Below are 14,800 nucleotides of genomic sequence, written 5' to 3' on the forward strand. Positions count from 1 at the left end.
CAGGTCACCTACACCGTGACCCTGACCAACGCGGCCGGTCTGCCGGTCAATAACCACGGCCCGCTGGAGTTCACCCTCTCCGATGGCACCAAAGTCACCGTCCCAGCCAATACCGCGACCGGTTCCGCCACCATCATTGCCAAGGATGATGTCTACACCGGCGGCCAGCCGTCCATCGTCAACAAGCTCGAGAGCGTTACTGGCGCAGACAATTTCGAGAAGTTGACCCTGGGCAAGGACCAGTTCACCACTGCCGTCACCGACGAAGCAGGTTCGGGTACGCCAAATACGCCAGCCAACACCGGTGACGTCACCACCATCAGCATCTCGGGTGATACATCTGTCGTCGAGGGTCAGGCCGCACATTACACCCTCGCGCTGACCAACCCGGCTCACGGTGAAGTGACCGTAACCCTGACCTACTCCGGCACCGCAGCCAATGGTGCGGACTTCACCGGTGTGACGACAGTCAAGATCCCGGCGAATGCCAGCAGCGTGCCGTTCGACATTTCGACCATCGATGACCGGATCACCGAAAGCACCGAAAACTTCGTGGTCAAGATCGACTCGGCCACCGGAGGCAACTTCGAGAACCTGGAGATCAGCACGTCCAACGGCAGCGTCGGCACTTCGATCATCGACAACGACGCACCGCCAGCACTGGACCTCGATGCCAACAACTCCAGCGGCGCCACCGGAGCCGATTACAAGGTGACGTTCACCGAAAACACTGCCGGCCCTGGCGTGTCGATTGGCGATACCGACCTGAGCATCACCGACCCGGACAGCACCCTGCTGACCGGCGCGACCATCGTGCTGACCAACCGTCAGGACGGCGATGCCCTGAACCTGGGCAACAGCGTCAACGGCATTACCATCAATGCCAACAGCACCAACGGCACCGTCACCCTGACCCTGTCGGGTAACGCGACGCTGGCCGACTACATGCAGCAGATCAAAAACATCACCTTCACCAACAACAGTGAAGATCCGAGCACCGTGCCGCGCATCATCACTGTGACGGTGACCGATGGCAGCAACTACTCCAACACCGCGACCACCACGGTCAACGTGGTGGCGGTCAATGACGCACCGGTCGCAGCACCGGTCAACGTCACCGGCACCGAAGACACGCCGCTGATCCTCGGCTGGTCGACCTTCGGCGTCAGCGACATCGACAGTCCGGCCACCAACCTGGGCGTGAAAATCACCCAGCTGCCGGGCGAGGGCAAACTGCAGTACCTGGACGGTTCGACCTGGAAAGATGTCGCCGCCAACCAGACGTTCAGCAAGACTGATATCGACGCGGGCAAACTTCGCTTCATGCCGGATGCCAACGAGTCGGGCGTGGACGGTTACGGCCCTGGCACTGGCGACCAAAAGGCTGACTACGCGCAACTCCAGTTCCAGCCAACCGACGGCCAGACGCTGGGCAACACCGGCACGATCAAGATCGACATCACTCCAGTGGCGGATGCCCCGACCCTGAGCGTTGCCGACAACAGCGTAAGGTCCACCGGGTTGATCAAGGAAGTCTGGACCGGTCTGTCGGGCCTGGGCACCAGCGGCAATGGCGCGGACTCGACCACGCTGAAAAACGTGATCGACGCCGCTGGCACGGCGAACTCCAAAGGCACCGTGACCAACGTGCAGTCCGACGGTAGCGTAACCGCCGGTACGGCGTCGAAAACTTCCGGCCTGATCTACCTCGAAGCCGGCAAGACCTACACTTTCAGCGGTATTGGCGATGACAGCCTGCTGGTGACCATCGGCGGCAAGAACGTCGCTGCGATCACCTGGGGTGCGGGCGGCAACCTCAACGGTTCGTACACCCCGACCACCAGCGGCTACTACACCCTGGACATCTACCACCACAACCAGAGTGGCCCGGGCAGCTATGACGTCAACCTGTCGGTCAATGGCAGCACGCCGATCGACCTGAGCAGTGCCGGCGTACCGATTTACACCGGCGTCCCGGACCTGGTGAATGCCGGCGTGACCGTGTCCGACTTGCACGGCACCAATGGCGAAGGCTACTACGACGGTTACAAACTCAATACCGGCGCCGAAGGCACCAGTGTGAAACTGTCCGCCATCACCACCGCGCTGACCGACACCGACGGCTCGGAAAGCCTGAGCCTGAAGATCAGCGGCATGCCGGTCGGCTCGGTGCTCACCGACGGCGCGGGACATACCTTCACGGTCACCGCGTCCAATGGCGAGGCCAATGTGACAGGCTGGAACCTCGGCTCTCTGACCGTCACCGCGCCACCGTACTACAACGGCCAGTTCAACCTGACCGTGACCTCGACTTCCACCGAGGCCCTGGGTGGTTCGGCCAGCAGCACTTCGCAGATCCCCGTGACCGTGTACCCGGCGGCCTACAACGCTGTCACCGCCACCGCGGCCGATGACACCGTCACCGGCACCGACGGCAATGACATCATCGTCGCCGACATCGGCGGCCTGACCGTGGTGCCGGGCACCAACTACAACATCGCGTTCATGGTCGACAGCTCCGGCAGTATGAGTTCGTCGTCGATCAGCTCGGCCAAGGACTCGCTGACGTCGGTGTTCAACACCCTCAAGCAAAGCCTGGGCAGCAACTCGGGTACGGTGAACATCTTCCTGGTGGACTTCGACACCCAGGTCAACAAGTCGGTGTCGGTGAACCTCAATGACTCGAATGCGCTGACTCAGTTGAAGGCGACTCTGGACTCGATGTCGTCCGGCGGCGGCACCAACTACGAGGACGTGTTCAAAACCACGGCCAACTGGTTCCAGAGTGCGGACGTCGTGGCCAACACCGGGGCGAAGAACCTCACGTATTTCATTACTGACGGCAAGCCGACTTACTACCAGAGCGGCGAGTCGACCAACCCGACCCTGTATGGCAGCACAACGCTCGATAGCCTGATCACCACCAGTAACTATCAGTTGGGTAAAGCGATCAGCCTGTTCCCCGACAGCACGCACCAGATCGACATTTCCGCCTCGGGCCAAGTGACGGTCTGGACCAAGAGCAGCAACGGCAATAACGGAAATGGCAACGGCAACGGAAGTAGCTGGTCATCCAAGGACTTCGGCTATCTGCATGCCCAGGGTGACGGCACCTACGAGTTCTCGGGGCGTGACGGCGACGGCAGCAGCACTGACTGGGACACCACCAGCAACTCCACCGGCAGCTTTGCACTGCTAAGCAACCTGTCGAATGTCGAGGCTATTGGCCTCAACAACGGCGTGAGCCTCAACGACCTGAAGCCGTATGACTCGAATCAATTGCCACAAACCAACATCGATCCGAAGGATCTGGCCAACTCGATCATCGGCCACACCGAAGCGACGATGCCGGGTCACGACACCGTCAGCGGTGGCGAAGGCAACGACATCCTGTTCGGCGACCTGGTGAGCTTCAACGGCATTGCCGGCGAGGGTTACCAGGCCATGCAAGCCTTCGTGGCGCAGCAATCCGGCGTGGAAGTCAGCAAAGTCACCACCAGTAATGTGCACCAATACATCACCGAGCATTACAACGCGTTCGATCTGTCCGGTGCCCATGACGGCAACGACACCCTGCTGGGCGGTGCCGGCAATGACATCCTGTTCGGCTCGGGCGGTAACGACAACCTCGACGGTGGCAAGGGCAATGACATCCTGCTCGGCGGCACCGGTAACGACACGTTGATGGGCGGACAGGGCAGCGACATCCTGATCGGTGGTACTGGCGGTGATACCTTCGTCTGGAAAGCGGGCGACACCGGCAACGACGTGATCAAGGACTTCAAGGCCAGCGAAGGCGACCGGATCGACCTGCGTGATCTGTTGCAGGGAGAAACCGGCAGCACCATCGACAACTTCCTGAAGATCAGCACCGTCGATGGCGTGTCGTCGTTGCAAGTCAGCTCGGCCGGCCAGTTCAACTCGGGCAACGCCGCAGCCGCCACGCCGGACGTGACGATCAAGCTGGAAGGCAACAACTGGTCGAGCGCTAACCTGCACAACCTGATTGCCGGTAGCGACCCGACCATCAAAATCGATCACAACAACAGCTGATGCACGGAAACGGCCGCCCCCTATGGGGCGGTCGTCACGATTGCGTCCACTGCCCGGTGACGATTTCGTCGCGGCGCCACATACTGGCGTGCAGTTGACCTATGCTGCTGACAGCACGACGCTGGTTCCATTCCGAGGGATGCTCAATGTTTTACGTGCAACGCGATGCGCAGGGCCTGTTGATACGCGTGGAACCCGCCGCCTACGCCGAGGCCACGGAAACGCTGGCGGCCGACAATCATGAGATTCAGGCCTGGTTTGCCAACGCGGCTGTGGAGAACAGCCTCAAACAGCTCAAGCAAAGTGACCTGGAAATGATCCGGGTACTCGACGACTTGATTCAGGTGCTGACCCAGAAAGGCGTGATCCGCGTCACCGACCTGCCGACGGCGGCCCAGGCCAAGCTCATGGACCGAAACCAGGCCCGTGAAGCCTTGGGTGGCTTGAGCCAATTGATCGATGATGAAGAGACCGGGCTGATCTGACGCGCCCCTGCGATCATTCCCACGCACGGCGTGGGAGCGATCACATCAACCCCAGGGCTTGGGTTCGCCGAACAGCTGGCCCTGCACACCGTATAGCCCCATCTCGCGAATCACCGACAACTCCCCTTCTGTCTCGACCCGCTCGGCAATCAGCGGCAGATCAATGCTGTGCGCCGCTCGCTGGATCGCTTCGATGAACAGGCGTTTGTCGCTCTCCTCGTCAATCGACCGAATGTAGCTGCCATCGATTTTCAGGTAAGCCAGCCCCAACCGAGCCAGGTTGCCGATCATGCTGAAGCGGCCGCCGAAACGTTGCAGGCTCAGGGAGAACCCGAGTTCGCGCAGGCGCCGGGTCAGTTGCTCCAGCACCGCCTGGTCAGGCAGTTGCTCTTCGCCAATCTCCAGGGTCAGGCGTGGGCCGAGGTTGGAGTGCGCGCGCAGTATCTCGAAGATTTTGTTTTGCGCCTGCGGGTCGGCCAGGGTAGCCGACGACAGGTTCAGCGCCAGCGACTCCTCATGCCCGCTCATTTGCTCCAGCACCCGCTCGAGCATCAGCCGATCCAGACGTGCAGTCCAGCCGAAGCGCTCCAGCCAGGGCAGAAAACGCCCGGCGGGGATGGTCTGGCCGTGTTCGTCGAGCAGTCGCGACAACACTTTGTAGTGCAGCACCAGTTGCGTGTCCTGGGCGGCCACTACCGGTTGGAAATACAGCTCGAAACGCCGCTGTGTCAGCGCCTGGTCGAGCATGCGGTGCCAGGCGTGGTGATCGTCGCCGACACTGGCCGCGAGACTGTGCTCGATACAGGCCCAGTTCTGCTCGCCCTGGCCTTCGGCCTGCGCCAGCGCCTGGTCGCCAAGGCTGAGAACGGTTTGCGGCGAGTCGCCATGAGCAAAAGGCGCCAGCCCGATAGACGCCACGGCAGCCACATCGGTCGCGCCGGTCGCGCCGGTCGCGTGAAGACTGGCCAGGGCACTGTCGAGGTTCTGTGCCAATTGCAGCGCTTCCGCGCGCACCAGCCCCGGTGCCAGTACGGCAAATTCGCCGCCACGGATACGGGTGACCAGGTTCTGGGTTTCCGGGTATTTGGCGCACTCACGAGACAGTTGCTCACCGACGGCCTTAAGCACTTCATCGGTGCGCTGGCCACCGAGTCGCTGGTTGAGACCGGCCAGATCCTTGACCCGCAAAAGCAGCAGATAACCGGAACTGGCCTGCTCCGGGTTGCTTACCCGCGCATTCAGTTGCATCTCGAAATATCGCCGATTGGCCAGCCCGGTCAACGAGTCCTGATAGGACTCGACCCGCAGTTTTTCACTGCGTTCGGCCTGCTCCTGGAACAGCGCCTTGAGCTTTTCGACCATCTGGTTCATGGCCTGCACTACCCGGCGAAGTTCTGGGGTACGCGGCAGTTCCGGCAGGCTGAGGAATTCCCGCCGGGCGATGGCGTGGGATTGCTTGACCATGTAATCCAGCGGTCTCAATTGCTGACGCAGCAACAGCGCGCCGAGTACCGCACTGACCGCGCCACACAGCAGCAACCAGCCCAGGCTACCCAAAGCGCTTTGCCACAACTTGGCCAGCGCGAACATCGGGTGGCTGACCACCTCGACCCGGGCAGCCTGTTCCCAGCCACGGCTGACGATCGCATCACCACCGGCGGGCTCAAGGCCGATCAGTTTGACGAACCAGTCCGGAACATTATTGACCGCCGGAATACCCGTACGCTCGACCAGGGTCTGGTCGGTCTTCAGATCGACCACGCGGATACTCGCGTAGTAACCGCTGTCGAAAATCGAGCTGACCAGCAACTCAACCATCGCCGGGTCGTCGATGTTCGGTGTCAGGGACAGCGCCAGCGCCGTCGCGGCGTCCTGGGCATGGGAGCGCAACTGGTTGACGTACTGAGTACGCGAGCTCTCCAGACTGACCATGAAACTGCCGGTGAAGGCGACCACCAGGAACAGACAGATAGCAATCAACAGCTGTTTGAACAAAGACATCTGAGCACGTGCTCCTAGTTAGTCGTCTCGACCGGGAATCCTTCGGCCTGCATTTTTTTCAACACATCCTGCCAACGCGAAAGGCGTTTGGTATCGCCGACCTTTTTATTGCCCTTGGCACCCGGCAACCACATCCCTTCGGCATTGAAAGAGTAGACCGGCAGCAAATCCTTCCGTTGGCCTGCCGGCTTGATTGCATCAATCAGGCTGTCGAGTACCAGGGGCTCGGCTTCCGGGCTCGCGTAGTAAGTCAGTACCATGTGCGCACGGTTCTGGGTCAGCGCCTTGACATAGGTGATACGCAGCTTTTCACTGGCTACACCGAGGTGCCGCAGGCTGAAGTACTTGGCGATAGCGTAGTCTTCACAGTCGCCGGCGCCTTTCCAGAGGGCTTGGATCGGGGTTTCCCAGTAGTCGACTTCATGCCACAGATCGATGTCTTCGACGTATCGCAGCTGCTGGTTGAAGAAGTGATTGACTACATTGAGTTGTTCCAGCTCGCCGATCTGCTTCTGGCTAGTCAATAAGTATTGCCAATCATTAATGCGTTGCTGACCTTCTCCCAAAGGTCCGTACAATGCCTGCGCCCGCCGGCTGATCAGGGAAAAATCCCAATCGGCGCTCAAGCTGCCCAGCATTACGCCAGTCAGCAGCAATGCGCTGCACAGCCAGCGTAAAACCCGGGGGATCGTTAAACTTGCCGCCAATGCGAGGCATCCTGGATAGGCAGGAGGGAATCGTTCGAATGGTGAAGGTTAGCCCGGAAAAAGACAATGGCACGGTGAGATCACTGGCGGCGCGCTAAACTGCAAGAAAGGCACTCGAGAGCTTGTTTGACAAGCAGTCAGTCAGTTACTAGTGTCATTTGGATCCAAAAATATTCCATCAATCAGGGTGCGTTTAGTGACACAAAAGCCCAACCCTCTCAGCAGTATCAAGGTCAACGGGCCGATTCCCGCACACATGGCACGCTCGGTGATCGAAGAAACCCTGCGCGCGGCCATACTCGACGGGCGCATTCCTTGCGGTGCGGCCCTGCGCCAGCAAGACCTCGCCGACCTGTTCGGCGTCAGCCGCATGCCCGTACGCGAAGCCTTGCGCCAACTCGAAGCACAGTCGTTGCTCAACGTGGTTGCCCACAAGGGTGCCGTGGTCGCGCCGCTGGTCCAGGGCGATGCCGTGGAAACCTACGCGCTGCGCATCCTGCTGGAATCCGAAGCCCTGCGTCTCTCGGTGCCACTGCTTCGGGAAGAAGATCTCGAAGAGGCTGCCCGCTACATCGACGAACTGGAAACGGAAAGCGACTACACCGAAATCGGTCGGCTCAATCGCTTGTTCCACATGACGCTTTACAGCCAGGCGCCGAATCGCCGGCTGTTGAAACTGGTCGAAGACGGCCTGAACGAAGAAGAGCGGTTCCTGCGCTTCAACCTGGAAGCCATGGGCCTGGGCAAACTGTCCCAGGATGACCACAAGGCACTGTTGCAGGCTGCTGCAGAGCGGGACGTCGAACGCTCCGTGAAGCTGCTCGAACATCACCTGAACCGAGGGGTCGAGGTCATTACGCGCTACCTCAACAGCCCTGAAGTCCAGGCCAGGAACAGGTCGAAGTAACCCTCGGCGGCAAGCCCGGGGGAGCGTACCGAAGGGTTCACCCCGCTTGCCGCGCATCCCTCCAAATGCTCCGCGAATAATTTGATTACAAATCCCCTTCCCCCATACCACGCCGCCCTTGCAGCGCCATACCGCGCCGCAACGCCTCGCCGCCTTGAAACCCGACCATTGCAACATTTGCGTGATGCCTCAGTAATGGCGGCCACCTCGATTTACGCCCACTCTGGATAACCAGGACAAAAAACGGGTGACGCTCCGTTCGAATGGAGCAACCCCTGCCCCCAGAAGCGAAGGAAGGAGCCTCATCACGGGAACGGAAGGATCGGCATCGCTCGCGACCCGCTTCCACCCCCTCAGACATTCCCAACGACGCCCGTAAAAAGTTACTTCGAGTGAGGCATTCACTCTTTATTCAATTTTGACTCATATAAGCCGGAAGGAGTAACTACGCCAAAATAAAACCAACCTAAATAGTTTTATTGGAACTTGTCATTCTCGAAAAAGTTGAATATTGAAATAATAACAAAACAACTTGATCGACACTTTATATGTGTATTAGTTTTTCTTCGTCGCCAGCCACAAACGGCTGCAACGCCTAACCCACTTGGCATCCATGGCACTGAAAAAGATCAATTAGTTTGAGGTACCCGTTCGCCAGGAAAAAACTTCCAACGAACTTCAGTGCTTGATGACTTCTCACCAAGGATCATTTACAGGCTCATCCATGAAACCAATTAAAGAACGTCTGCTTCAAAAAAAATCAGAACTTGGCAAACACCCGATCTTCTCTGAAATACATTCGCTGCCGGTCCTGCGACGCTTCATGGAAACCCACGTGTTTGCCGTATGGGACTTCATGTCGCTGACCAAGCGCCTGCAACAGGAGCTGACCTGCGTGCGACTGCCCTGGCTTCCACCGCAGGATCCCCAGGCCGCGCGGTTGATCAACGAGATCGTACTGGGTGAGGAGTCGGATGATCGCCCGGCTCTGGGTCACTACAGCCACTTCGAGTTGTACCTGGATGCAATGCGCGAGGTCGGCGCCTGCACCGTTGCCATCGAGCGTTTCGTGGCTCTGCAGCAAGAAGGCGTGAACTACGACATGGCCTTGCAGAGCGTCAAGATCGATCCGGCGGCCGCCAATTTCGTCCGTCATACGCTTCACACCGCACTGCATGCGCCGGGTCATAGTGTGGCCGCAGCGTTTCTGCACGGTCGCGAGAGCGTTATCCCGCAGATGTTCCAGCGCATCCTCGACGATTGGGGCATCGGCATCGAGCAAGCGCCGACTTTCCGGTACTACCTCGAACGGCACATTGAGGTCGATTCCGAGGACCACGGCCCGGCAGCGGAAAAGCTCCTGTCACGACTGGTCGATAGCGACCCGCAACGGCAGGAAGACGTGTATGCGAGCGCCATCGCTGCCGTGGAAAGTCGTATCGCCCTGTGGGACGGGTTGCGCCTGAGCATGAGCGAATACGTCGTGGAGGTGAACGCATGAACGCCGCCGACTACCAATCGTTCGCCGACGCCTGGGAGAGCCGCGCGACCATCCGCACCCGCCCGCGCCGCGTGCTGGAGAACGACGACAAACTGATCTACCCCTTGAGCCGCCAACCGTTGGCGCTGAGCGAAACCTTTCTGCGCGAATGCCCGGAACAGCGCGACTTCGCCCTGGTACAGACCCTCTACAAGTTCATCAGCGATGTGGTGATTTTCGAAACCGAGATCGTCGACAAAACCGCCCGCAGCATTGCCAAGAATCGTTTTGCGGTCGAGTTTCCGTTCGCCTGCCGCTACGACGCCATGACTGTGGTGGTGGACGAGGATTACCACGCGCTGGTGGCGATGGATTTCATGCAACAGACCATCGCCATGACCGGCATCCCTCCCATTGAATTGCCGGATGAAATCGAGCTGAGCCGGGCGATACCGGTGGCCGTGGCACTCGCTCCGGAGCACCTGCGCAGCGCCGTAGAACTGATCTGTGTGGCCATCGCCGAAAACACGGTGACCGGTGATGTCGCCGCGTTCGCCAAGGACGACACGGTCAAGCAATCGATCAAGGGCCTGATGGCTGATCACTTGCTCGATGAGGGGCGCCATTCCGGTTTTTGGGCGCGGCTGGTACGCATCTACTGGCATGCCGCAAGTGCAGAAGACCGCCAGTGCATCGCGCAGATCCTGCCGGTGTTCATTGCTCATTACCTGACCAACGACATCCAGAAATCCTTCGACTTCCGCTTGATCGACGCACTGCAGATCAACGACGCGACGCGTCACGCCCTCAAGAACGAAGTGTCTGCACTGGCCTTCCCGATCAATCGCCATCACCCGCTGGTGGCCAACATTGTGCGGTTTTTCCACAGCAGTTCGCTGCTCGATTCGCTGTGCGTACAAACCGCCCTCAGCGACTACCTGGTTTGACGAGGAGCCCATCATGAGACGTCTCGACATCTTGCTCACCGGAAAAAGCCAGGCCCTGACCGACCTGGCATTGGAACTCGAACAACACGGTCACTCACTGACGCGGATATCCGCACTCGACGAAATGCCGGGGCCTGCGGATCTACTGATCGACGATGGCACGTCGCTTGAGTTCACCTGTCAGGCGCCACGCCTGACATTGCAGTTGGGCCTTCGCCTGCCGCAGGCGTCCGGCCTGCCATCGCTGGACGTACTGTGCTGGCATGGTTCAACACTGCTGAGCCGCGTACCCATCGCCGATGAACCGTCGGGTAACGGCCAGGCGTTGCGTATGCAGGCCATGACAGCACTGGTTGACCATGTGGCGCTGCTGGTCAGCCGCTACTCGCGCGATGCCGACTATTTTCGGCTCGCCGAACCCGCCGTATCTGCCCGCTTCGAGCGCATCGAGTGCCTGCGGTTCCTGGAAAGCCTCACGTTCGTGCATCGGCTCAATGCCACCGCTGACCCAAGACTGCAGCAACTCGCGTTAACGCCGATGATCGAAAGCCTGGAACAGCAATGCATCCAGAGCGCCGACCATCCGGCCTTGAGCATCGACGGCGACACCCTCGACTATCGCCAGTTGCACGCCCACAGCCGCGCCATCGAGCAACGTCTGCGACCGCTTCTGGAGCAGCATCAAGGCCCGGTCGTCATCGGGATCTGCTTACCTAAATGCCGCGCGCTGTATGCGGGAATCCTGGCGATCCTGGGCAGCGGCGCGGTGTACTTGCCGCTGGAGCCGGGCCATCCGTTGCAACGTCAGCAGTACATCCTGTCGAATGCCGGCGCGGTGTTGTTGCTGCATGACGGTGAGCATCCCCTGGCGTACGAGATGCCAGGGCTGGACATCAGCAGAATCGACGCCCATGACGCCGACCTCACTCAACCCTTGATGCGCCAACGCCCCGACCTCGATGCGCCCTGCATGGCGCTCTACACCTCGGGTACCACCGGTCATCCGAAGGGCGTGTTGCTCAGCCAGGCCAACCTTGCGCACTTCACCCACTGGTACGCCGACTATGTGCAGCTGACCCGCCAGAGCCGGGTATTACAGTTTTCTTCGTTGGGATTCGACTCATCGCTGATCGACATCTTCCCCACCCTGTTGCAAGGCGCCGAGATGATCGTGCCCGGCGATGACCAACGCCGCGATCCCCTGCAACTGGTGGAGCTGATTCGTCATCGGCAACTGAGCCACGCCTTTTTACCGCCGGCCTTGTTGAGCATCCTCCCGCTGGAACAATTGCAGTGCCTGGATCATGTGATGACCGGCGGCGATGTCTGCGAGCCGTGGGTCATCGAACAACTGAGCCGCCAGGGCAAGCTCTACAACCTCTACGGGCCCACCGAAGCCACGGTGCTGATTACCGCGCGCAAACTCCAGGCAGGCGACAGCAACCGTTCTCTGGGCGCTCCAATCGCCAACAGCCAGGTGTTGATTCTCGATGACGACTTTCACCCCGTGGCCGAACAGACCGTTGGTGAGTTGTACATCGCCGGCCCGGGTGTGTGTCTGGGTTACCTGAACAACCCGCAGCAAACCGCTGAACGCTATCTGCACTTGAACTTGCCTGACGGCCGGAGGTTGCGTGTCTATCGCACCGGAGACATGGCAAAGTGGACGGCTGAAGGGATCGAGCTGTGCGGTCGGCGTGATCATCAGGTGAAGATTCGCGGCTTCCGGGTCGAGCCGCAAGAGATTGAGCGCTGCCTGCGCGACAGCCAGTTGTACCGCCAGGTTGCCGTGGTCATAGATAGCCAGCGACGGATACTGGCTTTCGTTGCCCAGCCCCGGGACGACCAGCCCGATAGCGTTCGCCAGTTGAAGGCCCACGCGACACAACACCTGCCGGACTACATGCGCCCCCTTGCATGGACCGAGCTGACAGCCATGCCCTATGCCAGTAATGGCAAGGTCGACCGCAAGGCGCTTCTGGAGCTGGCGCTCAACGTCACCGAGCACTCTTCAAGACGTCTGCCCGCCAGCGCCGATGAGGCCCTGCTGTTGGAGATCTGGGCCGAGTTGCTGGAGCTCCCGGCGAGCGATATTTCCACCGACGAAAGCTTCTTCAATCTGGGCGGGCACTCGATCCTGCTGTCGCGCATGCTCCTGCGATTGCGCGAGGAGTTCGGGCGCAGCATCTCGATCAACCGTTTCATCGAACTCCCCACTCTCGAGAAACTGGCGACTTTGGTGCGGGGTTCCGGCAGCGAAGAAGTGCTGAGCGAACAGGCCATGCGCGATGCCTTCCGCGAGCTGGATGTTCAGCCGCTGCCCGTCAGCCGCATGGGCGATGTGCACAAGGTGATCGTCACCGGTGCCAACAGTTTTGTCGGTGTACACATCGTCGATGCGTTGCTGGCCTGGGGTGCCAGCGAAGTCGCTTGCCTGGTTCGCGATGGCAACGGGCAATCGGCGGACGAGCGCTTTGCCCAGGCGTTGCGGGAGAACCGTCTGGAGCATCTGGATATGAACCGGGTGCGGGTTTACGCGGCAGACATCACGCGGCCGGAACTCGGTTTGGCAGCTGAGGTTTACCAGCGACTGGATCAGGAGTTTGGCGCACTGGTGCACAACGCGGCGAACGTCAATCACGTCCTCGATTACGAGTCGCTGGCCCGTGACAACGTCGAGCCGATTTTCGAATGTTTGCGCCTGTGCGAAGGACGCAGCAAAAAAATCTTCAACTTCGTCTCGACGCTCTCGGCCTCCAGCACGATATCCGCCGACGGCCGAGTGCTTGAGTTGCCGGCTGCACCCACACCACCGATCTACATCAAGAACGGCTACAACCTGTCCAAATGGGTCGGCGAGCGGATCCTCGAACGGGCGCGGGAGCTTGGGGTGCGGGTCAATCTCTACCGCCCCGGCAACATCAGTTTCAACAGCCTCACGGGCGTGTGCCAGCCGCACAAGAATCGCCTGATGCTGATGCTCAAGGGCTCGATCCAGCTGGGGCAGGTGCCGGAGTTCGCCTTGAACTTCGACTTGATGCCGGTGGACTTTCTCGCCCGATTCATCGCTTTCCACGCCAGTCGTTATCAGCCGGAGCAAGCGGTATTCAACCTGCACAACCCCGAGCCCTTGAGCTGGGACAACTACGTGGCGTCCTTCCGCGAAGCAGGGCGCGAATTCGCGATGGTCAGCGTTGCCGACTGGCAGCAGCAACTGGGTCGGGTCGACAGCGACAACGCGTTGTACGGCGTGCTGGGGTTCTACCTCAACGGCTTCGAGGAGGACATCGGCGACATCTCGATGATCGGTCACGACAACGCCCAGGCCGGTGTTCGGCTGATGGGCACGCACTACCCGCAAAAGTCCCCGGCGCTGCTGCGTCGCGGCTGCGACTACCTCAAAGAAATCAATTTCATCTGACTCAACCCAACGGAGCAAGACCATGAGCACTCTGCAACCCGACACGCTGATCAAAAACCCTCAAGGCTGCCATGTGGCGTCCTCGGTGGACGTACCTGCCGATGCCACTCAGGTATGGGCCGTAGTCGGCAATTTTGCCGGCTTCGATCGCTTCATCCCGGCGCTGTCGCACATTGAGATGACCGGTGATGGTGTGTCATCGCTGCGCAAAAAGTTTTTCAAGGATGGCAACCTGGTAGTCGAGCAACTCAACTCCCGGGACGACCAGGCACGGCACATGACCTGGACCACTATCTACAACACCCTGGGTGTGGCCAATCTGTGGGCAGCGATGAGCGTTGAACCACTGGGTGCGGGCCAGTCCCGAGCCACCTGGACCATCATCGCCGAACCTGCCCAAGGTGGCGCCGAGGCGATACCGGGCTTCAAGGCTTTCGTACAGGGTTTTGCCGATGATGCGATGAACAATGTGCTGAAGCTGTTTGCTTAAGACGAAAAAGCCCGTTGTGGAGAGACTCCACAACGGGCTTTTCAGTACCCCTGAAACGACAAAACCCCTGTCTGCGTTAGCAGACAGGGGTTTCGGAATTCAATCTTGACGATGACCTACTCTCACATGGGGAAACCCCACACTACCATCGGCGATGCATCGTTTCACTGCTGAGTTCGGGATGGGATCAGGTGGTTCCAACGCTCTATGGTCGTCAAGAAATTCTGTGACCAGCCCGTTAGAACTTTAACGTGCCGGTGAAAACTGGTGACTTCTACTAAAAACAAAACCCCAACTGCTTTCGCAATT

General features: G+C 59.7%; 9 protein-coding genes and 1 rRNA gene. 7 read left to right on the plus strand and 3 right to left on the minus strand.

Going from position 1 to position 14,800, the window contains the following annotated elements:
* Nucleotides 1-4,053, plus strand: a 4,053-nt coding sequence (locus ACM6G4_RS15605) for a beta strand repeat-containing protein (protein ID WP_414914047.1), incomplete at its 5' end; no start/stop codon positions are given.
* 146 nt (nucleotides 4,054-4,199) lie between these two features.
* A complete protein-coding gene (locus ACM6G4_RS15610; RefSeq protein ID WP_056727017.1) occupies nucleotides 4,200-4,538 on the plus strand; it encodes a hypothetical protein in 339 nt (112 codons plus the stop codon).
* A 45-nt stretch (nucleotides 4,539-4,583) separates the two neighbouring features.
* Here ACM6G4_RS15610 and lapD read toward each other — a convergent pair whose 3' ends face one another.
* Together lapD and lapG are read right to left on the minus strand one after the other, a co-directional pair.
* The gene (gene lapD, locus ACM6G4_RS15615) at nucleotides 4,584-6,539 is read right to left on the minus strand and encodes a cyclic di-GMP receptor LapD (RefSeq protein WP_414914048.1); all 1,956 of its coding nucleotides are present in this window, start codon (nucleotides 6,537-6,539) and stop codon (nucleotides 4,584-4,586) included.
* A gap of 14 nt (nucleotides 6,540-6,553) precedes the next feature.
* A complete protein-coding gene (gene lapG, locus ACM6G4_RS15620) occupies nucleotides 6,554-7,246 on the minus strand; it encodes a cysteine protease LapG (protein ID WP_056727019.1) in 693 nt (230 codons plus the stop codon).
* 196 nt (nucleotides 7,247-7,442) lie between these two features.
* Between lapG and ACM6G4_RS15625 the strand changes: the two genes are divergently transcribed.
* The 5 genes from ACM6G4_RS15625 to ACM6G4_RS15645 all read left to right on the plus strand — a co-directional run bounded on the left by ACM6G4_RS15625 (nucleotide 7,443) and on the right by ACM6G4_RS15645 (nucleotide 14,491).
* On the plus strand, nucleotides 7,443-8,153 hold the full coding sequence (locus ACM6G4_RS15625; protein WP_414914049.1) for a GntR family transcriptional regulator: 711 nt from the start codon (nucleotides 7,443-7,445) through the stop codon (nucleotides 8,151-8,153).
* Nucleotides 8,154-8,877: 724 nt separating this feature from the next.
* On the plus strand, nucleotides 8,878-9,654 hold the full coding sequence (locus ACM6G4_RS15630) for a DUF3050 domain-containing protein (protein ID WP_414914050.1): 777 nt from the start codon (nucleotides 8,878-8,880) through the stop codon (nucleotides 9,652-9,654).
* Nucleotides 9,651-10,580 carry a diiron oxygenase gene (locus ACM6G4_RS15635; RefSeq protein ID WP_414914051.1) on the plus strand — a complete coding sequence of 310 codons (930 nt, stop codon included), beginning with the start codon at nucleotides 9,651-9,653 and terminating at the stop codon, nucleotides 10,578-10,580. The genes ACM6G4_RS15630 and ACM6G4_RS15635 overlap by 4 nt, the downstream gene beginning before the upstream one ends.
* Nucleotides 10,581-10,593: 13 nt before the next feature.
* Nucleotides 10,594-14,001: an amino acid adenylation domain-containing protein gene (locus tag ACM6G4_RS15640; protein WP_414914052.1), complete on the plus strand. Its 3,408-nt coding sequence runs from the start codon at nucleotides 10,594-10,596 to the stop codon at nucleotides 13,999-14,001.
* 22 nt (nucleotides 14,002-14,023) lie between these two features.
* Nucleotides 14,024-14,491: an SRPBCC family protein gene (locus ACM6G4_RS15645; protein ID WP_409079476.1), complete on the plus strand. Its 468-nt coding sequence runs from the start codon at nucleotides 14,024-14,026 to the stop codon at nucleotides 14,489-14,491.
* A 103-nt stretch (nucleotides 14,492-14,594) separates the two neighbouring features.
* Here the strand turns inward: ACM6G4_RS15645 and rrf are convergent.
* Nucleotides 14,595-14,710 (minus strand): 5S ribosomal RNA (gene rrf, locus ACM6G4_RS15650).
* Nucleotides 14,711-14,800: the final 90 nt, after the last annotated feature.

The organism is Pseudomonas sp. IT-P258, assembly GCF_949767825.1.
Classification (GTDB): Bacteria; Pseudomonadota; Gammaproteobacteria; order Pseudomonadales; family Pseudomonadaceae; genus Aquipseudomonas; species Aquipseudomonas monachiensis.

Excerpts from the sequence above, each read along its gene's own strand:
- ACM6G4_RS15610 (WP_056727017.1), top strand. The coding sequence starts at position 4,200 with ATGTTTTACGTGCAACGCGATGCGCAGGGCCTGTTGATACGCGTGGAA.
- lapD (WP_414914048.1), bottom strand. The coding sequence starts at position 6,539 with ATGTCTTTGTTCAAACAGCTGTTGATTGCTATCTGTCTGTTCCTGGTG.
- ACM6G4_RS15630 (WP_414914050.1), top strand. The coding sequence starts at position 8,878 with ATGAAACCAATTAAAGAACGTCTGCTTCAAAAAAAATCAGAACTTGGC.
- ACM6G4_RS15635 (WP_414914051.1), top strand. The coding sequence starts at position 9,651 with ATGAACGCCGCCGACTACCAATCGTTCGCCGACGCCTGGGAGAGCCGC.
- ACM6G4_RS15640 (WP_414914052.1), top strand. The coding sequence starts at position 10,594 with ATGAGACGTCTCGACATCTTGCTCACCGGAAAAAGCCAGGCCCTGACC.
- ACM6G4_RS15645 (WP_409079476.1), top strand. The coding sequence starts at position 14,024 with ATGAGCACTCTGCAACCCGACACGCTGATCAAAAACCCTCAAGGCTGC.